17 protein-coding genes are annotated in these 20,792 nt (G+C 65.1%); 12 read left to right on the top strand and 5 right to left on the bottom strand.

Annotation, left to right across the window (positions count from 1 at the left end):
• The first annotated feature begins 50 nt into the window (after positions 1-50).
• From P8T11_RS10160 to P8T11_RS10110, 11 genes are all read left to right on the top strand, one after another.
• The gene (locus P8T11_RS10160; RefSeq protein ID WP_268082055.1) at positions 51-1,433 is read left to right on the top strand and encodes a type II and III secretion system protein family protein; all 1,383 of its coding nucleotides are present in this window, start codon (positions 51-53) and stop codon (positions 1,431-1,433) included.
• Positions 1,430-2,770, top strand: a complete 1,341-nt coding sequence (locus P8T11_RS10155) for a pilus assembly protein CpaE (protein WP_268082056.1) — start codon at positions 1,430-1,432, stop codon at positions 2,768-2,770. Before P8T11_RS10160 ends, P8T11_RS10155 begins: the two co-directional genes overlap by 4 nt.
• A 34-nt stretch (positions 2,771-2,804) precedes the next feature.
• On the top strand, positions 2,805-4,163 hold the full coding sequence (locus P8T11_RS10150; protein WP_268082057.1) for a CpaF family protein: 1,359 nt from the start codon (positions 2,805-2,807) through the stop codon (positions 4,161-4,163).
• Complete coding sequence (locus tag P8T11_RS10145; RefSeq protein WP_268082058.1) at positions 4,163-5,086, top strand: type II secretion system F family protein; 924 nt, start codon at positions 4,163-4,165, stop codon at positions 5,084-5,086. The genes P8T11_RS10150 and P8T11_RS10145 overlap by 1 nt, the downstream gene beginning before the upstream one ends.
• A 12-nt stretch (positions 5,087-5,098) precedes the next feature.
• Positions 5,099-6,097, top strand: a complete 999-nt coding sequence (locus P8T11_RS10140) for a type II secretion system F family protein (protein WP_268082059.1) — start codon at positions 5,099-5,101, stop codon at positions 6,095-6,097.
• Positions 6,097-6,972 (top strand): tetratricopeptide repeat protein, encoded by an 876-nt coding sequence (locus P8T11_RS10135; protein WP_268082060.1) that lies wholly within the window; start codon positions 6,097-6,099, stop codon positions 6,970-6,972. The genes P8T11_RS10140 and P8T11_RS10135 overlap by 1 nt, the downstream gene beginning before the upstream one ends.
• 21 nt (positions 6,973-6,993) lie before the next feature.
• Positions 6,994-7,470, top strand: coding sequence for a DUF3613 domain-containing protein (locus P8T11_RS10130; RefSeq protein WP_268082061.1), 477 nt, complete (start codon positions 6,994-6,996; stop codon positions 7,468-7,470).
• Between the two features lie 42 nt (positions 7,471-7,512).
• Positions 7,513-9,609 carry a TadG family pilus assembly protein gene (locus P8T11_RS10125; RefSeq protein WP_268082062.1) on the top strand — a complete coding sequence of 699 codons (2,097 nt, stop codon included), beginning with the start codon at positions 7,513-7,515 and terminating at the stop codon, positions 9,607-9,609.
• A 49-nt stretch (positions 9,610-9,658) separates the two neighbouring features.
• The gene (locus P8T11_RS10120; RefSeq protein WP_268082063.1) at positions 9,659-11,059 is read left to right on the top strand and encodes a sigma 54-interacting transcriptional regulator; all 1,401 of its coding nucleotides are present in this window, start codon (positions 9,659-9,661) and stop codon (positions 11,057-11,059) included.
• Positions 11,060-11,176: 117 nt separating this feature from the next.
• The gene (locus tag P8T11_RS10115) at positions 11,177-11,884 is read left to right on the top strand and encodes a DUF2968 domain-containing protein (RefSeq protein WP_268082064.1); all 708 of its coding nucleotides are present in this window, start codon (positions 11,177-11,179) and stop codon (positions 11,882-11,884) included.
• Between the two features lie 144 nt (positions 11,885-12,028).
• Positions 12,029-12,487, top strand: coding sequence for a DUF1178 family protein (locus tag P8T11_RS10110; protein ID WP_268082065.1), 459 nt, complete (start codon positions 12,029-12,031; stop codon positions 12,485-12,487).
• Positions 12,488-12,597: 110 nt separating this feature from the next.
• Here P8T11_RS10110 and efp read toward each other — a convergent pair whose 3' ends face one another.
• The 3 genes from efp to P8T11_RS10095 all read right to left on the bottom strand — a co-directional run bounded on the left by efp (position 12,598) and on the right by P8T11_RS10095 (position 15,676).
• Positions 12,598-13,155, bottom strand: coding sequence for an elongation factor P (efp, locus tag P8T11_RS10105; RefSeq protein WP_046804079.1), 558 nt, complete (start codon positions 13,153-13,155; stop codon positions 12,598-12,600).
• Between the two features lie 184 nt (positions 13,156-13,339).
• On the bottom strand, positions 13,340-14,467 hold the full coding sequence (gene earP / locus P8T11_RS10100; RefSeq protein ID WP_268082066.1) for an elongation factor P maturation arginine rhamnosyltransferase EarP: 1,128 nt from the start codon (positions 14,465-14,467) through the stop codon (positions 13,340-13,342).
• A gap of 6 nt (positions 14,468-14,473) precedes the next feature.
• On the bottom strand, positions 14,474-15,676 hold the full coding sequence (locus P8T11_RS10095) for a DUF2863 family protein (protein ID WP_268082067.1): 1,203 nt from the start codon (positions 15,674-15,676) through the stop codon (positions 14,474-14,476).
• Between the two features lie 229 nt (positions 15,677-15,905).
• Here P8T11_RS10095 and P8T11_RS10090 point away from each other — a divergent pair, with 229 nt between their 5' ends.
• Positions 15,906-16,682: a DODA-type extradiol aromatic ring-opening family dioxygenase gene (locus P8T11_RS10090; RefSeq protein ID WP_268082068.1), complete on the top strand. Its 777-nt coding sequence runs from the start codon at positions 15,906-15,908 to the stop codon at positions 16,680-16,682.
• Positions 16,683-16,779: 97 nt separating this feature from the next.
• Here the strand turns inward: P8T11_RS10090 and acnA are convergent, their stop codons facing one another.
• Together acnA and P8T11_RS10080 are read right to left on the bottom strand one after the other, a co-directional pair.
• Positions 16,780-19,485 (bottom strand): aconitate hydratase AcnA, encoded by a 2,706-nt coding sequence (gene acnA / locus P8T11_RS10085; RefSeq protein ID WP_268082069.1) that lies wholly within the window; start codon positions 19,483-19,485, stop codon positions 16,780-16,782.
• Between the two features lie 299 nt (positions 19,486-19,784).
• Complete coding sequence (locus tag P8T11_RS10080) at positions 19,785-20,714, bottom strand: LysR family transcriptional regulator (RefSeq protein WP_268082070.1); 930 nt, start codon at positions 20,712-20,714, stop codon at positions 19,785-19,787.
• Between the last annotated feature and the right edge of the window lie 78 nt (positions 20,715-20,792).

The following is a 20,792-nucleotide window of genomic DNA, read 5'->3' as shown; positions in this document are numbered from 1 at the left end:
GCCAGGTGCCGCCCGCGGCTGGACCTTTCAAAATAACCAGATCCGGCACAATGAAGAGATATCAGCGCACCACCATGATCTGCGTCCTGTCGGCCGCAGCGGCGATGACATACGGTGTCGTCAGCCTGGCGCAAACCGCCGCGCCCGCGACGGGGGCGAATGCACCCGTCCGTGATATCGCGGTGGCCGTCAAGGGCCAGCAATCCCTCATGCTTGATGGTGCCACGCCGCGCCGCATCGCCATTGGCGACCCCGAGGTAGCCGATGTGAAAATCCTGCCGGCCTCGGGCAAGCGCGCGGGCTCGCTGCTGATCTACGGCAAAAAGGCGGGCACCACGCAGCTTCAGATCTGGACCGGCAACAATGCCGCGCCGCAGATCTGGAACGTGCGCGTGGCGTCGTCGGTGCAAGCCGCGCTGGCCAGCCGTGGCATCGAAGGCGGGGTCAACGTCGACATCGCTGGCGACCGCGCCGTCGTTTCCGGCTATTCCGAAACCCCGCTGGCGCAGATTGCCGCGGCAAAGGCCGCCGCCGCGGCCGTGGGCGACAAGAACGTCGTCGACGTGTCGACCGCGGGCACGGGCGGCGTGGTCCAGGTCGAGGTCAAGGTCGTGGAAGTGTCGCGGACGGTGCTCAAGCAGGCCGGCATCAACTTCGCGGCCAGCGGTGGCCCCTGGGCGGGCACCAGTTCGCAGGCGCTCTCGGGCCTGTCCTCGCCGCTGGGCTTCAACCCGGCTGGCGCCATCGCCTCGGGTTTCTCGTTGTTCTACGACTCCAACAACTTTGCGGCGCGCCTGCGCCTCTTGCAAAGCAACGGCATGGCGCGCGTGCTGGCCGAGCCCACGCTGGTGGCGCTGACCGGCCAGAGCGCCAGCTTCCTGGCGGGCGGCGAATTGCCGATTCCGGAGGCCGGCGGCCTGGGTACCACCACCGTCACCTTCAAGCCCTTTGGTATCGGCCTGACAGTGACCCCCACCGTGCTGTCGCGCGACCGCATTTCCTTGAAGGTGGCGCCCGAGGCAAGCGAGCTGGACTACAGCAACGCCATCCTCATCAACCCCGGTTCAGACAACCCCGCGTTCATTCCGGCGCTGCGCACGCGCCGCGCGGACACCACCGTTGAATTGGGCGATGGCGAAAGCTTCGTGATCAGCGGTCTGGTGTCGCGGCAGACCAAGGCGATGGTCAACAAAGTGCCGATGCTGGGTGACCTGCCGATCATTGGGGCGTTCTTTCGCAGCGTCGATTATTCGCAAGAAGACACCGAACTGGTGATCGTGGTGACGCCGCGACTGGTGCGCCCGATTGCGCGCGGCGTGACGTTGCCGCTGCCGGGCGGGCGGCAAGAAGTATCGGATTCGACTTTCAATGCCTGGGGCTATTACCTGATGGGCCCCGTAGGCGGGCAGCAAATGCCGGGCTTTTCACGGTGAGTAATATGAAGACACATGCCAGCGAGTGGGTTGGCCTGCAAAACGGGAAGCGGTTCCTGTTTTGCTCAAAAGGCGATGGTGTAGCCGCGCAGCTTGGACAGGCCTTGGGAGACATGGGTATGTTGACCCAGGAAACCCCGGGCATCGAAGAGCTGGCGCGGCGTTTGACCGAGATTGCACCGCAGGTGGTGTTCCTGGACTTCACGCTAAGCGAAGACGAACCGGGCAAGCTGTTCAAGTCGGCGGAGCTGGCGCGTGTGTTGGCGCGCATTGCGCCCACCGTGCCGCGCGTGGCGGTGGGCTTGCTGAGCCAGCCTGAAGGCGCCATCGCCGCGCTGCGTGCGGGCGTCAGCGATTTCGTCGACCCCACCGTTGCCCCCGAGGAAGTGAAAGACGTCGTGCTGCGCCTGCTGGATGTGCCGGCGGGCGGCGGCCGCATGGATGGATCACGCCGCAGTGTGTTGCTGCTGGGCGCGCGCCCCGGCGTGGGTACCAGTACGCTGGCCGTGCATTTGGCGGGTATGGTGCAAGACCGCTTGAAGCAGATGCATGCCACGCGCACCTCGGCCAACGGCGGCAAGCCCGCCAAGCCGGCCGAGCAAACGGGCGCCATGCTGCCGCTGGCTAGCCGCGTGGCCTTGATGGACCTGGGCTGGCCCGTGGGCGATTGCCAGCTCTACCTGAATATCGGCAGCGACTTTGATTTTGCGGAAGCCGCGCGCAACCTGCGCCGGCTCGATTCCACCTTGTTGGGCTCGGCGATGGCGCACACCGCCAACGGCCTGAGCGTGCTGGCATTGCCGCGCGACCTGGCTCAAATGCGCGACGTCTCGCAGTCCGACTCCCTGCTGGTGTTCGAGCGCATGCGCCAACACTTCGGCGTGGTCGTAGCGGATGCGGGCGGCTTCACGAACCCGGAGTTCGTGGCGGGGTTGGCGCGTTCGTCTCAACAGAACTGGATCGTGACCGACCAAAGCGTCGGAGCGCTGGTGTCGCTGGCCGGCCTGCTGCAAGAGCTTGAGCAAATGCACGTGGACCGCCGCAGCCTTGGCCTGATCGTCAACCGCTACGACGAGCGCTACGGCATGACCGCGCAGCAGATCGCGGACCGTTTTCAGCTGGACCTGGTGGGCACCTTGCCCGATCGCACGCTGGCCCTGATGGTCTGCACGAACCAGGGCCACCTGCTGCACGAGGAGGCCGAGCGCGACGTGTATGTGCGCGCGGTGCAGACCCTGGCGGAAAAACTCAGCGCGGAAGAAAACACGCCCGGCGGGCGGGCAAGCTGGCTGGCCACGTGGCTGCCCGGCGTGCACCGCCGCATGATCGTCGGTTAACGGCAAGATTCACGGGACGGCGGCGGAATCCGACATGATCATGACAGCGACCATAGAATTCGGCGGTGACGGCGACAAGGGCTTTGCCTCGTCGAACCGGTTTCAGGAAGTCAAGACGGCGGCGTACGAACACCTGCTTTCCCGTATCGAGGAGCTGGGGGCCGAGTTCGGCCGCTGGGCGCGCTCGGCGATCCAGGAATTCGTCGACATCGAAGTCGCCAGCTTCGTGCGCTTGCGCCGCGTACCGATCAACGAAGGCGAGATGCGCCAGATTGCCGAGGCGCTGACCAAGGAATTGGCGGGCCTTGGCCCGCTGGAAGATCTGCTGGCAGACCCGGCCGTTGAAGACATTTTGATCAACGGCTATGACAACGTGTTCGTGTCGCGGCGCGGGGTGCTGGCCCGCGAGACGCTGCGCTTCACCGACAACCAGCATGTGTTGCGCATCGTGCGCCGCATCCTCGCGCCCATCGGCCGGCGGCTGGACGAGTCCAGCCCCATGGTGGATGCGCGCTTGCCCGACGGTGGCCGCCTGAACGTGGTGATTGAACCGCTGGCCGTCGATGGCCCGATGGTGTCCATCCGCAAGTTCCGCCAGGATCCGCTCAAGCCCGCCGACCTGCTGACGCTGGGCACCTTTGACGAAGACATCTACCGGCTGCTGCACGAAGCGGTGAAGAACCGCTGCAACGTGCTGGTGTCGGGCGGCACCAGCTCGGGCAAGACCTCGCTGTTGAACGCGCTGGCGTTTTTCATTCCGGAAACGGAACGCGTGGTGACGGTGGAAGACACCGCCGAACTGTCGCTGAACCATCCGCACGTGGTGCGGCTGGAATCGCGCCAGGGCGGCTTTGACGGCAGCGGCGCGGTCAGCATCCGCGAGCTGATCCGCAACAGCCTGCGAATGCGGCCTGACCGCGTGGTGGTGGGCGAAGTTCGCGGCGCCGAAGTCATGGACATGCTGCAAGCCATGAACACCGGCCACGAAGGTTCCATGGCCACCATCCACGCCAACTCACCGCGTGAATGCCTGTACCGCATTGAAATGCTGGCGGGCTTCGCGGGCTTTCAGGGTAGTGAGGACAGCCTGCGCCGCCAGATCGCCAGCGCGCTGGACTTCATTGTGCAGATCGGTCGCCTGTCCAACGGCAAGCGCCGCGTGCTGTCGGTGACCGAGGTCACCGGCATGGGCGACAACGTCATCTCGACGCAAGAGCTGTACCGCCACGAAACCTTCACCACGCCCGAGGGCGAAGAGAAGGACCGCTGGAACTGGCTGGGCATCCATCCGCACACGCCCAAGCTGGCAAAGCTGCGCAACGACGCGCGCGTCAATGACCCTCCGCCCGGCGACAACGACGGCGGCGGCGGATTCTGGAGCCGGAGGCGCTGATGCAAGACGCTTTGATCCTGGGCGCGTTGGCGTTGGTGCTGGCTTCCGGCGCGGTGCTGCTGTGGCGCCATGCCAATAGCGGCGCGCGCCGCGCCGCCAGTTCCGCGTTCCTGGACAACCAGCTCAAACGGGGCCGCGAAGCGCCCGAAGCGGCGCCGTTCGCCGAAGGCGGGCGCGCGATGCGCAGCGGGTTCTCCAGTTGGGACCGCCTGCTGCTGCTGGCGGGCGTGCGTCAAAGCGTGGGCTTCTATCTGCGGATCTCCATTCCCGTGGTGGCGGGCGCGGTGCTGGCCTGGGTGTTTCTCGGGCCCTTGTCCGGCGTGGTGTCGTTCATCATGCTGGCCGTGCTGACGTACTTCCTGCTCTGGCTGCGCGCCGACAAACGCCGCCGCCGAATGATCTCGCAACTGCCCGCCTTCCTGGACAACATCGTGCGCCTGATCACCATCGGCAACAGCATGGGCGCTGCATTCCAGACGGCCGCGGCGTCAACCGACCAGCCCTTGCTGGAAGTGGTGGAAACGGCGGCCAGCCTGAGCCGGTCGGCCAAGGAGCTGGATGCGGCGCTGGTGCAGGTGTCGCGCATGTATGGCTTGAAAGAGTTGTACATGGTGGCTGCCGTGGTGTCGCTGGCGATGCGGTTCGGCGGTCGTAGCGACCAGGTGCTGGAACGCATGGCCGCCTTCATGCGGGACGTGGCGCAGGCCCGCAACGAATTGACCGCCAGTTCCGCCGAGGTGCGCTTGTCCGCCTGGATCCTGGCCTTGCTGCCGGTGGGCATTGCCGGCTTCATCATGATGGCGAACAACAAGCTCTTCATGGGGCTGTGGGAAGACCCGCTGGGCTTCAAGATGCTGCTGACCGCAGTGGTGTTGCAGATTGGCGGCTGCTATTGGCTGTATCGCATGGCCAAGTCAATTTAAGGGATGGCGACGATGGAAATGCTGCAATCCTGGAATGCCTCAACCGTGCTGGCGGCGGCGCTGATGCTGGTGGCCGCCGCGCTGTTGGTGCTGGGCATCGGCATGGCGCGGCGCCTGCGCGGGCAGGACCGCAGCCGCCAGGTGATCGACCAGGCACTGGCAACGCGGCAGAACCCTGGCGCGACGGCGACGATGATTCCCGCTGACCCGGGCGAAGGGCGGTTTTCATCGGCCACCCGCGCCGCCGACGCGTTCGGCAAACGCTTGAGCGAAGGCCGCCTGGCCGACACGCTGCTGGCCGCCGAAGACCGCAAGATGGTCGACATGGCCGGTTATGCGAATGCCGGCACCGCGCGGTCGCGCTTTGTGGCGGCGCGCTTTGGCCTGGCCATCGTGCTGCCCATCGCGGCGGTGCTGCTCAACCAGCAGAAGCAGTGGATTGATTCCCCGATGGGCGGCCTCATCGCCGCCTTCTTCGGCTTCGCCATCGGCTACATGCTGCCCAAGTGGGTGGTCAGCCGGCGCCTGTCGCGCCGCAAGCGGATGGCCAGCGACGAGCTGCCGCTGCTGATCGACCTGTTGCGCTTGCTGCAAGGGGTGGGGCTGTCCATTGATCAAAGCATGCAGGTGCTGATCAAGGAATTCGCGCAGGTGCTGCCGGTGCTGTCGCATGAGCTGCGGCTGGCGTCCGAACTGCATGTGCGCGGGCGTAGCCGCGAGCAATCGCTGGCGCGGCTGGCTTCGGGCTTTGACAACGACGACCTGTCGGCCATCTGCCGCTTGATTGCGCAGGTGGACCAGCACGGCGGCGCGGTGCAAGAGCCCTTGAATCGGTTTGGCGAGCGTCTGCGCGACAAGCGCAGGCTGGAGTTGAAGGAAAAGGTCGGCAAGACCACCGTCAAGATGACGGGGGTCATGATCGTGACCTTGCTGCCCGCGCTGTTGATCGTGACGGGCGGGGCGGGGTTCATCGCGGTATTGCGCGGCATGTCGCGCATGGGGGGGATGTAATGGCTGGCGTAATCAACAGCAAGGCGCGCGTCTTGCGGTGGGCCCTGGTGGCGGCCACGGCGGCTGCCGGCGCGGGGTTGACCGGATGCAAGACCAATAGCGCGGAGTCGGCCTGGCAGCTTATCCAGCAGCAACAGCAGGAACAGGCGCTGGCGCGGCAGAAGGAAGAAGAGGGCGATGCCAAGGGCCGCCCCAAAGAACCCGAGATGATGCTGTCTCTGATTTCCGAAGCGCAGCGCCAAGAGCGCTATTTCGCGTCGCTGGCGTATATCGACGCCTATCAACAACGGTTCGGCAACGATGCACGCGTGTCGGTGCTGCGGGCGGAAGCCTTGCGCCAGACCGGTCAGATGGTGCTGAGCGAACAGGCGTATCGCGCGCTGCTTGGCACCGATCAGGCGGCCGATGGCTGGCATGGCCTGGGCTTGATCGCCGGATCGCGCGGTCAATTCGACCAGGCCGCCGATGACTTTGCGCGCGCGGCGAAGTTGTCGCCGATGGATGCGCGCATTCTGGGGGACCTGGGCTATGCGAGGTTGCGCGCCGGGGATCCGGCAGGCGCGCGTGTGCCCTTGGGGCAGGCGGCCGAGCTTGCGCCCGACAACGGCAAGGTGCTGGCCAATCTGGCGGTGTTGCTGCTGGTGGAGGGAGAGCCCGTGCGTGCGCAGCGGCTGATGGACCAGGCCAAGCTCACCGACGAGGCACGCAACCAGGTACTGCGCATGGCCTCCGACATTCGCGCGCAGCGTGCGCCGATGCCGGTGCCCGTGGCGGCCGATGCATCGGCGACCCGCGTGTCGAGCGGCGGCGGCATGATCATGCCGGTGATGAGTCCGTTGATGGAAGGCCTGGGCAATGGACCCATCGTGCGCTAACCCGAATTCAGGAAGAGATCCATGTCTGACTCCCGTTATTCCGCTTCGCAAGTCCTGACCGCCGCGCTGGCCACCACGCTGATGGCCTTGGCGCCGTTGACCAGCCAGGCGCAATCGAACGCGCCGCTGACCGGCGGCATGACCAGCAGCCCGCCCGCTGCCGCGCCGGCCCAGGCCTTGCCGCAGGCGCAACTGCCCGCGCGGCCGGTGGTGCAGCAGGTGCAGACGCCGATGCCGCAGCCGGCCGCATCCGCCGCCGCTTCCACACAAGTCGCGCAGCCCGCCCAAGGCGCTCAGCCAGCCGCCCCGGCCGAGGAAGCGTTTGGCGACGTCACGCGCGGCTTGTTGGCCGCGCAGGCCGACGGCCGCCGCGCGGGGAACATGCTGCCCGTGCTGGGGCCGGTGTCCACCGCCGCCTGGAACCGCTATCTGGAGAGTTTTTCGCATCCGATCCCCGAATTTTTGCAAAAGCGCGTAGAGACCAAGAACACCAATTGAACCCGGCCCACCCTCCTCACCGCTGCAGTCCAGGATTGCCCCATGCCCGCCAGACCTCATCGTTGTGCGTCTCTGCCCCGCCAGCGCGGCAGCATGGCCGTGGCCGTCGTATTCGCGGTGCTGGTGGGCGTGGCGATGCTGGGCGTGGCGCAACTGGGCTACGGCTACTACATGAAGCGCGAAGTGCAAAAGGCCGCGGACCTGGCCGCGCTGTCGGCGGTTCAGGTGCTGGGCATGGGGTCCCCAGCGGATTGCACGCGGGCCAGCGCGGCCGGCAAGACATCCGCCCTGGCCAACCTGCCCAACATCTTTGACACCTTCGAAGCCGGCGACGTCACGGTGGAATGCAAGCTGTGGGATTCCACCCGCGCTGACGCCAGCGGCATGCATGTGTTCGACCCCGCGGGCGGTGAAGCGCTCAACGCCGTGCGCCTGACCATTCGCAAGGAACTGGCCAGCCTGTTCGGCACCTTGGGGTTGAGCACGACCGTGTCTGTCAGCGCCGTTGCCACCAATACGCAGCCTGTGGCGGCATTCACCGTGGGTTCGCGCTTGCTGCGCCTGGAACGGGGTGGCTTGCTGTCGCAATTGCTGTCGACCGTGGGTGCCTCGCCCGCGCAATTGGACGTGCTGGACGCGGCCGGCCTGGCCAGCGTCAACATTACGCCGTCGGGCCTGCTGCAGGCGCTGGGCCTGCCGCTGTCGGTAGCCACCGGCGTGGGCACGCCGACGGAACTGGCGGCGCTCGACAACCTGACCCTGGGGCAGTTGCTGCAGGCCACGCTGACGGTCGTCAACCAAAGCGGCACGGCAGCGGCCGACATCGGCCTGATCAGCGACGCCATCAACACGGTGCTGGCGGTAATGCCGCTGAACCTGCCCGTGAAGCTGTTTGGCGATGGCGGCGTGCTGGATCTGTCGGTGGTGGGGGGAGACGCCACAGGCGCCCTGGCGGCGAACGTGAACGCGCTCAATCTATTGGAAACCGCGCTGGTTGTGGCTAATGGCGAGAACCTGATCAACCTGGGTTTGAGCGTGCCGTTGCTGGGCGTGGACGCCCGGGTGCGCGTGGTGGAACCGCCCACGCTGGCCATTGGCGGTATCGGCACCCAGGCCACCAGTGCGGGCATCCGCGTCTACCTGCGCTTGAACACCAGCAACATTCCGCTGGTGGGGCCCTTGTTGGCAAACACCCTGGGTACACGGGTTGACCTGCCCATCATCATCGATGTGGCGCAATCCACCGGCACGCTGACCAACCTGTGCCAGGCGCCGCTGACCGAGCATCAGGCCACCATTGCGGTGACCGCGTCGGCGGCCAGCATCTGCCTGGGGCGCTTTCCCGGCATGACCTCCAGCACCGATCAGACTGCCGCGAATTTCGTGTCGCTGACCAATAGCTGCCAGCCCAGTTCGTTTGGCGCCATCCAGCGCCACCAGGTGTTGAACGTGCTGGGCATTCTGCCCCTGACCGCCAAGGTCACCTTGCCGGTCTTCAATTCCACGGCGCCGGTGTCCGTCACGCTGACGGAACCGCCGGGCGCGCCGTCCACCCAGACGGTGAACGCCACGTCCATTGATCTGGGCAGCTTGGCTTCGAACCTGGCGGACGCCGTGGTGGGCGGCATCCTGGGTGATCTGGTCAATGCCGGTACGCCGCTGACCGCGGCGGAGCGCACGGCGCTAGCCACCAACCTGGTCGGCGGCGGTGGCAACAATGCCGGCAAGTCGATCACGCAGGTATTCAACGACATGCAGTGGTCCTCGGCCGCGCTGAATCAGTTGGGCAACCGGCTGTCCACGGGCGGCTTGACGGGCGTGCTGGGCGGCACGCTGCAACTGGTGGGCAATATCCTCACGTCGCTGCTGGTGGCGCCCGTGAATGACCTGGTCTGCACGCTGGCGATCACGCCCAGCGCCATCCGCCAGTGCCGCATCAATTCGGTTGCGGCGCTGGCGCTGGACGGCGGTTCGCAGGTGGGCGGGGTGCTGTCCATCGTGGTGAATCTGTTGCAGCCCGTGCTGGCGCCCCTGTCGGCCTTGCTACAGCAACTGCTGGACACGCTGGGCGTCAGCGTGGGTCAGACCGACGTGTCGCTGCTGTCCGTGGATTGCGGGCAACCCCGCTTGGTGTACTGATGAGGATGCTTTTGGACTTCGCCCTTTCTTTGTCGGCATGGTGTCTGCGATGACCCAAAAATTTGCTCGCGACGAGTTCGATGTGTATGTCTGGGAAGGCACGTCCGACATTGCCGGCCGCGCGGAACGCTGCCTGGCCGGCATGGACGTGACGCTGGTGCGCGCGGATGCCGGCACCGCTTTCCCGCCGCCGCGCGACCCGACGCGCCCCGCGGTGGCCCTGGTGTCGGTGTCGGTCATGGGCGACAACCGCTTCAGCGGCTACGACTGGTTATCGGCCCAAGCCATGCCGGTGATATGGGTGTCGGCCGAGGCGCGAGGGCGCGATTCGCGCTATTACCCGCCTGAATATTCCTACACCTTGCCGTTGTCGTTCACGACCTCTGACTTGCGCAAGCTGCTGTATGAACTGTTGGGCACGCTGGATCAGTTCAATCGATCCGCGCCCAAGCGCGAGCAGCCGCTGATCGCCGTTTCCGAGCCCATGCGGGCGCTGCTGGCCGAGGCCGAGATGTTTGCCGATTGCCGCAGCAACGCGCTGATCCACGGTGAAACCGGCGTGGGCAAGGAACGCATTGCGCGGCTGCTGCACGATCGCGCGGCCTGGTCCGACGGCCCCTTCGTGGCTGTGAACTGCGGCGCCATTCCGGAAGGGCTGTTTGAGGCGCATTTCTTCGGCCACGCCAAGGGCGCGTTCACCGGCGCGGTCGGCGCGCACAAGGGCTATTTCGAACAGGCGAATGGCGGCACGTTGTTCCTGGACGAAATCGGCGACTTGCCCTTGTATCAACAGGTCAAGCTTTTGCGCGTGCTGGAGCAAAACGCCGTGACGCGGCTGGGCTCGACGGTAGAAATTCCGGTGGATTTCCGCCTGGTCGCGGCCACCAACAAAGACCTGCGCGTGCTGGTTGGCCAGGATGAATTCCGCGCGGATCTCTATTACCGCCTGGCGGTGATCGAACTGCGCATCCCCAACCTGGAACAACGCGGCGGCGAAGAAAAGGTCGCCATTTTCCGTGCATTGCTTGAGCGCATGGGCGGTGAGGGCGAGCCACCGGATTGGCTGCTGGAGCGCGTGGCGCGCACCCGATACGCCGGCAATGTGCGTGAACTGTCCAACGTGGCTGAGCGCGTGGCCATCATGCGCCGGCAATTCCAAAGCTGGGACCAAGCCCGCATCGAGCGCATTTTTGACCAGATTGCCGAGCCGCTGCGTGCCGCGGGCGCCTTGGGCGCCACCAGCGCGATGTGCGAACCGCCGGTATTCACTGACGCCGAACGCGCCGAGCGCGCCCGCATCCTGGCTGCCCTGGACGTCAACGGCTGGCGCCGCCAGGACACCGCCAACACGCTGGGCATCAGCCGCAAGGTGCTATGGGAAAAAATGCGAAAACTGCATCTGGGCGGCGGCCAGGGTGAAACGGCGGAAGGGGTCGTCGAGGCATCTTGATTGCTGCAATTGGGGAAGCCCCCTAGGGGGCGACAATTCGCCAGCGGCTAATGTAAGCGGATCAGCCGTGAGCGAAATAAATTGCTATAGTTCCGCAACGATTTTTTTGGGGAAGGCATGAACGTCCAATTTATCCGTGCCGCCACACGCATGGCGCTGTTAGGCACGGTGATGTCCGGCTTGGCGGCGTGCGCCAGCGCGCAGCCCGAAGCGCCGCGGCCCACGGTCAAGCAGGTCGAAGACCCGCAGGCCGCTGCCACGCCGGTGACCCCGCCCGCCGCACCGGTCGCGCCCGCACGGCCGTCGTCCACGGTGGCCGAATTGCAAGAGCTGATCCAAAGCCGCCAGGTGTCGGAACTGCGCACCGCCTATAACGGTACGTATGGCGCCAGCCTGCTGTTCAAGCCCGAGGACCTGACCTATTACGTGGCCTTGTTCCAGCAGAAAGATTTTTGGCGCGTGCTGAAGACCGTGTCCGAAAAGCAGGCCGAATCCACTTACCGCGCGTTTGCCGCGCAGTCGGCGGAGCTGGCCGAAGTCGACATCAAGCGCATCAAGCTGCAAGCCGAATACGCGCATGCCGAAAAGCTGCTGGCCAGCCGCAGCGCCCAGCTCAGCACGCTGCAAGCCGACCGCGCATTGCGCATGCAGCAGGAACAGCAGGTGGCCGCGCGTCAGGAGCAGTCGCGCCAGGAAACCACGGCGCTGGCAGACCAGCAAAAGGACGTGCGCCAGCAACTGCGTGATTTGCAGCGCCAGATTGATTCGCTGCAAGCCCAGCAAGCCAAGATCGACGCGGGCCCGGGCGCCAAACGCGGCAAGTAAGTGTTGTTCGTTACGCCGTGCCAAGACGGGCCCGCGGGCCCGTTTTTTCTTGGGGCGCGGCGCCTTGTCCCTGCGCTTTCAAGGGGATAGCACGCGCGGCGGGCAGATTCTTGTATTCTGGCCGCTGGCCCCCATATACCGACCATGGCTCTTAAAGTTTTCGACCTGCAGTGCGAGCACAGCCACATCTTTGAAGGCTGGTTCGGTTCGCACGACGACTATGACGCGCAACAGGCGCGTGGTCTGGTCACGTGCCCTGTTTGCGGCTCGGCCAGCATCACCAAGCGGCTGTCGGCGCCGCGCCTGAACGTGTCGCACCTGCATGCGCCGGCCCAGCCGCCCGCGGTGCCGGCCGGCGCGTCGGACGCCGAGAAAATGGCGGCCGTGCAGGCCGTGGTCATGAAGCAGGTGCGGGCGCTGTTGCGCAGCACCGAAAACGTCGGCCCCCGCTTTGCGGAAGAAGCCCGCCGCATCCACGACGGCGACGCCGACGAGCGCCCCATCCGTGGCACCGCAACGCCGGAAGAACGCGAGGCCCTGGCCGAGGACGGCATTGAAGTCATGGCGGTGCCTGACTTCCTGGACGACGAACGCTTGCAGTAGGCACGTCGTACGCAATAAGCACGCGTGCTCGTTTCAGAACGGCGCGCCCATGAAAAAAAGCCAGGCCCTGTTGTCAGGGCCTGGCTTTTTCGTACCTGCTGCCGAATCAATTATTGAACGCGGCTGCGGTATTCGTTGGTACGGGTGTCGATTTCGATCTTGTCGCCAATGGCGCAGAACAGCGGCACGTTCAGTTCGTAGCCGGTGTTGATCTTGGCCGGCTTGGTGACCTTGCCCGACGTATCGCCACGCACGGCGGGTTCGGTGTAGGTGATTTCGCGAACGATCGTCGTGGGCAGTTCCACCGAAATGGCGCGGCCGTCGTAGAAGACCACTTCCACTGGCATCGCTTCTTCCAGGTAGTTCAGGGCGTCGCCCATGCTTTCCGCTTCGATTTCGTACTGGTTGTACTCTTCGTCCATGAAGACGTACATCGGGTCGCCGAAGTAGGAGTAGGTGCACTCCTTGCGATCCAGTTGAACGACTTCGAACTTTTCGTCGGCCTTGTAGACCGATTCGCTGGCCGAGGCGGTCAGCAGGTTCTTGAACTTCAGCTTCACAACAGCAGCGTTACGGCCAGACTTGTTGTATTCGGCTTTCTGGACCACGAGGGGATCCTTGCCGACCATGACCACGTTGCCGACTCGCAATTCCTGAGCGGTTTTCATCGATAAAACTCCGGGGGTAGGGTGCACTCGCCGTGCTTGCAAAAAGCCGCTGTACGCTTACTCGTACTTGCATTGCGTACTTGCATTGCGTACTTGCATTGCGTACTTGCGACTTTTTGCACACCCCGGGAGGCGTCATGTTGAGGCCCGACAAAATTCAGGGCAGCTCAGAAAACTCTCTATTCTAACGTTTCTTGGCCAGGTCTGCGCAAAACCCAGCCAGATTTTCAGCCAGATCGGGTAGCGCCGCCTGCTTGGCGTCCCAGTCGCGGGCGGCCTTGGCCCAGGCGTGCCAGGCGTCCGGCGCCAGCGCCGCGGAGGCCGCCGCAACGGTCTGTTCGCCTTGCGGTGCGTTCCAGGCCCGTATCAACGACTGCGCGGATTCCGGGGCCGGATAGCGGGCCAGCCAGGCTTCAAGCTTTTCCAGGTGCGTGTTCTGATCCTGCGGGTAAATTTGCCACACCAGCGGACGCGCTGCCCAGGCGGCGCGGATGAACGAGTCTTCGCCGCGTACGAAGTTCAGGTCCGACAACCACAGCACACGGTCGAAATCCGGCTGTGCCACAAAGGGCAGGCGCGCCAGCAGCGGGGCGCCCGGCGCCGCGCAGGCGGCCTCCGCGCAGGCGCCCTCCAGGCCCGGCGCGATGCCGATGGGCGCCAGCAGCACGCTGGGCCGGGAGTCGGCCGCCAGGGCACTGACCAATGCCTGCACCGGCGCCGTGGGATAGCAGAACAGGCTGACCGTGCGCGCGCCGTCGCGGCGGCGCGAGAGCACGGCGTCGTCCACACCCAGCGCGTGCAAAAAGTTGTTTTGTTGTTCTATCGACGCCTGCAGCGCGTCGCGTTCCGCGCTCAGGCCCGGTTCGCGCAGCAGGCCGCCCGTGGCGGCGGTGAAGCCGGGAAAGAAAAAGTGCTTCACCAGCCCATCTGGCCGTTGCGAAGGCAGGCCGTGGCAGCTTTCCACCCAGGCTTCAGCGCTTAAATATTCCAGATTGATCCAGGCCGGGTGCACCTGGCGCATGCTTTGCAGGAAGGCGTCCGGGGGATCGCAGGCGAAGGCCTCGATGACGACATCGCGCGCGCCCAGGGTCGGGTCGGGGGTGTCGGACCAGCGCACGACATCCACGCCCGCGCAGCGTTGCCGCGCGGCGTTGTCGGCTACGCCCGGCTGGATGCGGGCGAAGCTGGCCAGATCGTCCACCCACAAGCGGATATCCCAGCCGAAACCCTGGGACAGCCGGCGGGCCAGCCGCCAGCACACGCCGATGTCGCCATAGTTATCGACGACTCGGCAGAAAATATCCGCTTGCATGGGGGGTTAGTGGAACTTGGCCGGCGCGGCTTCGGCGTCCTCGGGCAATTCGGCGTGTACCAATTCGCCCAGCGGATTCGGGAAGTAGGGCGCGCCGCAGTCTTCGCAGTATTCCGCGGGCAGCACGCCCGGGATACGGCGCATTTCCGTGACGCCATATTCCTTCAGCAAAGCTGCGATTTCATCGACCACGTCGGGTTGGCCTTCGTCGGACGGGGTTTCTTCCTCGCGGCCATACAAGGGCCATACGCAGCCGTAATACACGTCATTGCTGTTGCGCGCCGTGAAGCTGATGCGGTATTCGTCGATGCGGTTTTCGCCGCAGCCGGCCACCACCGCGCGCAGCTGCGAGGCCTCCAGGCTGACCGCGCCTTCCAGCCAACTCACGGCCGCGCGCAGCGACAGGGGGCGCACGCGCCGGTCGGCTTCGCGGTTGCTGACGTAGTAGGCGTCGGGCAGCAAGGCCTCAAAGCCGCAGCCGGGCAGCAGCGCCGCCAGCGTGGGTTGCGCCTGGGCGGCCCATTGTTCCTGGCAGGCGTCGCGCGTGGCGTCGGCTTCGCCCAGGCTTTCCTGCCAGCGGAAAATGGGCGCGTTTTCGGGCACGGCGACCGCGCCGATGATGTAGCGCGTGTCGGCCAGCATGTTGGCCGTTTCCACTTCGGTGTTCAGCACGGGCTTGGTGGCTTCGCCGCCCAGGGCCTGCGAGCCCAGGCGTTGCAGCCACTGCCAGGTTTCGCCGAAGGTGCGCGGCATCTGGTCCACGCTGACCAGCATCGGCATCAGCGCGGTGCGCGCATGGCTGGACAGCACATGGCCGTGCAACTGCGCCAGCAGCGCCTGCTGGGCGCTGGCGGAAACGGGGCCGGTTGGAATGGCGTAGCGGGTCCAGGCGACAATCGGCGCGACGATAAGCAGCACGTCGTGCACGACGCCGTCTTTCTCGATCTTCATGGATTCGGACAGCGTTTCCGCCTGTTCGATCAAGACTTCGTAGGCGCCTATGTCGCTTTGCGCGAGGTGGTCCAGGGCCGCTTCCAGCGGGGCGTCCTGCCCCGCCTTGAGCAGCTTGGGAATCGCTTCGCCAAGCTGGTTCTCCCAGAACACGTCTTCAACGCGGCTGCCCGAGCGGTTAAGCGCTTGGGACAGCGCCACCAGGCGGGTGGCGTCGCGGGTCATGCGGGGAGCGGATTGGCTGCGGGATCGGGCCATAACTTCGAGGGACGTCCAGTAAGTGTGTAACGACGTAGTTTAACGCCCGCCGCGCGCGTCGGCGTGGACGCTAGGGTTTGCAAGGACAGGGGCGGCTGGGCACGGGGGCGGCGCTGCGCTTCCGTATTGATGCCGGATCGGCAATAGATCATCCCCGTCGTAGGGGTTTATTGCTGATCGGAAACGTTCGAAAATCCAGGCATCGACTTTATTTCCTGGAGGCTTCGCCATGCGTTGGCCTACGCTATTCGTTTCCCACGGTTCGCCCATGCTGGCCGTTGAACCCGGGCTGACCGGCCCCGTGCTGGCGGCCTGGAGCCAGGCCCAGGGCCGCAAGCCGCGCGGCATCCTGGTGGTGTCACCGCATTGGATGGGCGAAGGCCTGGCGCTGTCCACCCGCGACCAGCAAGTGGCCTGGCACGACTTCGGCGGCTTTCCGCCCGAGCTCTACACGCTGCAATACGCGGCGCCCGGTTCGCCCGAACTGGGCGCGCGCGTGCAGGCGCTGCTGGCCGAGTCGGGCATCGCCGCCGACCGCGACCCGCGCCGCCCACTGGACCATGGCGCCTGGGTGCCGCTGCGCTACCTGTATCCCGATGTCGACGTGCCGGTGGTGCAACTGTCGCTGGACATGGGCCGCGACGCTGCCGGCCAGTTGGCGCTGGGGCTCGCGCTGGCGCCGCTGCGCGACGAGGGCATCCTGATCATCGGCTCGGGCTCGCTGACACACAATCTGCGCCACCTGCGCATGCCGCAAGACGCACCGGCGGCGCCCTATGTGCCCGAGTTTCAAAACTGGTATGCGCGCAACCTGGCCGACAACAACGTGCCGGCATTGCTGGACTGGCAGGCGCAGGCGCCGGGCGCATCGCAGGCCCATCCGCATGACGATCACCTGATGCCGCTGTATGTGGCGCTGGGCGCGGGCGGCGCGTCGGCCAAGCGCTTGAATGACGAGATCTCGTACAGCGCACTGGCCATGGATGCCTATCAGTTCGACGACTGACACGCGAAGTGCCTGGACAGTAAAAAGCCCCGAAGCCGCATGGCTTCGGGGCTTGTGCATTGCGCCGCCGTGAGGGCGGCGCAAGCGAGTGGCGGGGTCAGGCCGCCAGCAGTTGGCGCAGCACGAAGGGCAGGATGCCGCCGTGCTGGTAGTAATCGACCTCGATCGGGGTGTCGATGCGCAGCAGCACCGTCACGTCCTGCTTCGAACCGTCCTTGCGGGTGATCGTCAGCGTCACGTCCTGCATCGGCTTGATGCCGTTTTCCAGGCCCGAGATGTCGTAGGTTTCTTCGCCGGTGATGCCCAGCGACTCCACGCTGTCGGCGCCCTTGAATTGCAGCGGCAGCACGCCCATGCCCACCAGGTTGCTGCGGTGGATGCGTTCAAAGCTGCGGGTGATCACGGCCTTGACGCCCAGCAGTTGCGTGCCCTTGGCCGCCCAGTCGCGCGACGAGCCGGTGCCGTATTCTTCGCCGCCGAAGACGACGGTGGGCGTGCCCTGCGCCACGTACTTCATGGCCGCGTCGTAGATGGACATCTGTTCGCCGGTGGGCTGGAACAGGGTTTCGCCGCCTTCAAAACGGCTGCCGTCCGGCAGCGACGGGATCATCAGGTTCTTGATGCGCACGTTGGCGAAGGTGCCGCGCATCATGATTTCGTGGTTGCCGCGACGCGAGCCGTAGCTGTTGAAGTCGGCCTTCATGACGCCGTTTTCCTTCAACCACTTGCCGGCCGGCGAGGTTTCCTTGATGGAGCCCGCGGGCGAGATGTGATCGGTGGTGACGGAATCACCAAACACGCCCAGCGCGCGCGCGCCCTTGACGGTGGGCATCGCGGCCGGCGTCATGTCGAAGCCTTCGAAGAAGGGCGGTTCGGCAATGTAGGTGGAGTCGGGCCAGTTGTAGGTGTCGCCAGCCACGCCCTTGATGTTTTCCCACAGCTTGCCGGGGTTGCTCTTGACCTGGCCATAGTTGGCCTCGAACACCTTCGGGTCCAGCGCATGCTTCATCAGCGCTTCGACTTCTTCGGCCGTGGGCCAGATGTCGCCCAGCCAGACGTCGCCGTTCTTGCCCTTGCCAACCGGTTCGGTCATCAGGTCGCGGGTGACGGTGCCGGCCAGCGCGTAGGCCACCACCAGCGGGGGCGAGGCCAGGAAGTTGGCCTTGATGTTCGGGTGGATGCGCGCTTCGAAGTTGCGGTTGCCGGACAGCACCGCCGAGCAGACCAGGTCGTTGCCGATGATGGCTTCGTTCAGGTCGGGCGTGAGGTCGCCGGCGTTGCCGATGCAGGTGGTGCAGCCATAGGCGGCCACGTCAAAGCCCAGCTTTTCCAGGTAGGGCAGCAAACCCGTCTTGGTCAGGTAGTCGGTCACCACGCGCGATCCAGGGGCCAGCGACGTCTTGATGTGCTTGGGCACCTTCAAGCCGGCTTCGACCGCCTTCTTGGCCAACAGGCCGGCGGCCAGCAGCACGTTCGGGTTGGACGTGTTGGTGCAGGACGTGATGGCCGCAATCAGGATGTCGCCGTTCTTGATCTTGGTGCCGGTGCTGGTGGTGAAGGTCTGGTTCAGCTTTTCGGCCGGCTGGTTGAAGCCGTTTTCGGCGACCGGCTTGGAGAACAGGTCAATGAAGGTGTTCTTGACGTTGCCGATTTCGATGCGGTCTTGCGGACGCTTCGGGCCGGCCAGCGACGGCGCCACGGTGGACAGGTCCAGCGTCAGCAGCTTGGTGAAGTTGATGTCTTGGGCAGCGGGGATGCCGAACATCTTCTGTGCCTTGAAATAGGCTTCGAAGGCGGCGATTTCGTCTTCCGTGCGGCCGGTGCCACGGAAGTATGCGATGGTGCGTTCGTCAACCGGGAAGAAGCCCATGGTGGCGCCGTATTCCGGCGCCATGTTGCCGATGGTGGCGCGTTCGGCCACGGTCAGGCTGGCGGTGCCTTCACCGCAGAATTCAACGAACTTGCCCACCACTTTTTCACGGCGCAGCATTTCGGTAATGGTCAGCACCAGGTCGGTGGCGGTGACGCCGCCGCGCAACTGGCCCTTGAGTTCAACGCCCACCACGTCGGGCGTCAGGAAGTACACGGGCTGGCCCAGCATGCCGGCTTCGGCTTCGATGCCGCCCACGCCCCAGCCCACCACGCCGATACCGTTGATCATCGTGGTGTGGCTGTCGGTGCCCACCAGCGAATCGGGGTAATAGACGTTGTTCTTCTTGTCCTGGTGCACGCCGCGCGCCAGGTATTCCAGGTTGACCTGGTGGACGATGCCAAAGCCCGGGGGCACGACGCCGAAGGTATCAAACGCCTGCATGCCCCATTTCATGAACTGGTAGCGCTCTTGGTTGCGCTTGAATTCCAGCTTCATGTTCAGGTCCAGCGCATTCTTGGTGCCGAAGTAGTCGATCATGACCGAGTGGTCGACGACCAGGTCAACCGGCACCAACGGTTCAATGCTCTTGGGGCTCTTGCCCATCTTGTCGGCCACCGACCGCATCGCGGCGATATCAGCCAACAGCGGCACGCCGGTGAAGTCCTGCAGCACGACGCGCGCCACGACGAAGGGGATTTCGTCTTCGCGGCGCGCGTTGGCCTGCCAGTTGGCGAGTTGCTTGACGTGTTCTTCCGTGACCTTCTTGCCATCACAGTTGCGCAGCACGGATTCCAGCACGACGCGGATCGATACCGGGAGCCGCTGCACATCGATGCCGAGGGACTTGCCCAGCGCCGGCAGCGAATAGTACTGACAGGATTTATTGCCGATCTTGAAATTCTTGAGAGTGTCTAGGGTGTTGTGCGGCATGATGGACTCCGTGGTTTTGCCCGGCTGTGTTCGGCCAGGCGCAGGCGGCATTTTCTGGCGTTTTTGCGCGTTTGTCATTGTAGGGGACACAAGCCCGCGCGCGGCCGTATGTCTTATATCTTATATAAGACTTGGGGCGCACGTCAAAGTTCAAGCCCAAGTCCAGTCAGGTCCCGTTCAGCGACTGCGAAACCCCTACTTTGGCGGACATGGAGCAAGCCCGCAAGACCCCGTGGTTTTACCAGGGTTGTCCTACAGCGGCGTGGCGACGGGTGTTGCCCGGGAAGCGGCTGCCCGGATCAATTCAAATAGCCGCGCAGCAGCGGCTCCAGCTCCCGTTTCAGGAAGGCGACCAGGGCGCGTTGGGCGGTAGACGGGTAAGGCGTGGGCGACGTCAGAATGAACAGCTTGTCACCGGGGCCTTCTGCCCGATAGGCGGGCAGCACTTCACGCAGCCGCTGCGATTCCAGGTCGGGTTGCACGATGTAGGCGGGCAGTAAGGCGATGCCCGCGCCGTCGCGCGCGGCCTGGGCCAGAAAAGGGAAGTATTCGGATTGCAGACGGGGCGCCAGCTTGGCTTCATAGGTTTGCCCCTTGCGGGTCAGCCGCAACGTTGCCTGCGGCTTCGGGCCGGGCGGGCATAGCAAGTCAAACCGGGCCAGGTCGCGCGGGTGCGCGGGCATGCCGACGCGCTGCAAATAATCGGGAGCGGCGCACAAGTGCCATTTCACGTCGCCCAGCTCGCGGGCCACGTAGTCTTGCGGCGGCTGCGAAATTACCCGCAACGCCACGTCGATCTCTGACGAAATCAGATCGCTGACGCGGTTGGAAAACAGAACCCGCAGGCTCAGGCTGGGGTGCTCCAGCGCAAAGCGCACCAGCAGGGGGCGCAGCGCGTCCAGTTCGCCCAGGCCGGTGGGCAGGGACAAGCGGACGTGGCCGGTGGGTTCCGTGCCCAGCTTCTGCAAGGCATGCCGCGCCGACTCCACTTCGCGCGCCATGCGCGCCCCGTGTTCGTACAGCACCGTGCCCTGCTGGGTCAGTTCCAGGCGGCGGGTGGTGCGCCGGATCAACTGGGCGCCGAACGCGCGTTCCAGCTTTTGCAGCTTGCGGCTGACGTGCGACCGCGTCACCCCTTGGCGCAAGGCAGCCTCGCTTAGCGTGCCGGCCTCGACGATGGTCACGAACAGTTGGATCAGGTTCAGGTCTAGCGCGGGCAAGGCGGACATGGCTGTCTTGGATTGTTGCCTCTGAGGAAACAGAGTTTACTCAGGCTGAAGGATTGTCGCGCTATCGGTGCGTTGATA

It is taken from the genome of Achromobacter spanius, from assembly GCF_029637605.1.
Classification (GTDB): Bacteria; Pseudomonadota; Gammaproteobacteria; order Burkholderiales; family Burkholderiaceae_B; genus Achromobacter; species Achromobacter spanius_E.
The sequence above is the reverse complement of the archived record's forward strand: the minus strand, read 5'-3'. Positions and strand labels throughout refer to the sequence as shown.

Bases quoted from the DNA above. Each gene is read 5' to 3' on its own strand.
- efp (WP_046804079.1), bottom strand. From the start codon at position 13,155: ATGAAAACCGCTCAGGAATTGCGAGTCGGCAACGTGGTCATGGTCGGC.
- P8T11_RS10080 (WP_268082070.1), bottom strand. From the start codon at position 20,714: ATGTCCGCCTTGCCCGCGCTAGACCTGAACCTGATCCAACTGTTCGTG.
- P8T11_RS10135 (WP_268082060.1), top strand. From the start codon at position 6,097: ATGGCTGGCGTAATCAACAGCAAGGCGCGCGTCTTGCGGTGGGCCCTG.
- P8T11_RS10160 (WP_268082055.1), top strand. From the start codon at position 51: ATGAAGAGATATCAGCGCACCACCATGATCTGCGTCCTGTCGGCCGCA.
- P8T11_RS10125 (WP_268082062.1), top strand. From the start codon at position 7,513: ATGCCCGCCAGACCTCATCGTTGTGCGTCTCTGCCCCGCCAGCGCGGC.
- P8T11_RS10145 (WP_268082058.1), top strand. From the start codon at position 4,163: ATGCAAGACGCTTTGATCCTGGGCGCGTTGGCGTTGGTGCTGGCTTCC.
- acnA (WP_268082069.1), bottom strand. From the start codon at position 19,485: ATGCCGCACAACACCCTAGACACTCTCAAGAATTTCAAGATCGGCAAT.
- P8T11_RS10130 (WP_268082061.1), top strand. From the start codon at position 6,994: ATGTCTGACTCCCGTTATTCCGCTTCGCAAGTCCTGACCGCCGCGCTG.
- P8T11_RS10115 (WP_268082064.1), top strand. From the start codon at position 11,177: ATGAACGTCCAATTTATCCGTGCCGCCACACGCATGGCGCTGTTAGGC.
- P8T11_RS10150 (WP_268082057.1), top strand. From the start codon at position 2,805: ATGATCATGACAGCGACCATAGAATTCGGCGGTGACGGCGACAAGGGC.
- P8T11_RS10110 (WP_268082065.1), top strand. From the start codon at position 12,029: ATGGCTCTTAAAGTTTTCGACCTGCAGTGCGAGCACAGCCACATCTTT.
- P8T11_RS10120 (WP_268082063.1), top strand. From the start codon at position 9,659: ATGACCCAAAAATTTGCTCGCGACGAGTTCGATGTGTATGTCTGGGAA.
- P8T11_RS10095 (WP_268082067.1), bottom strand. From the start codon at position 15,676: ATGGCCCGATCCCGCAGCCAATCCGCTCCCCGCATGACCCGCGACGCC.
- P8T11_RS10140 (WP_268082059.1), top strand. From the start codon at position 5,099: ATGGAAATGCTGCAATCCTGGAATGCCTCAACCGTGCTGGCGGCGGCG.
- P8T11_RS10090 (WP_268082068.1), top strand. From the start codon at position 15,906: ATGCGTTGGCCTACGCTATTCGTTTCCCACGGTTCGCCCATGCTGGCC.
- earP (WP_268082066.1), bottom strand. From the start codon at position 14,467: ATGCAAGCGGATATTTTCTGCCGAGTCGTCGATAACTATGGCGACATC.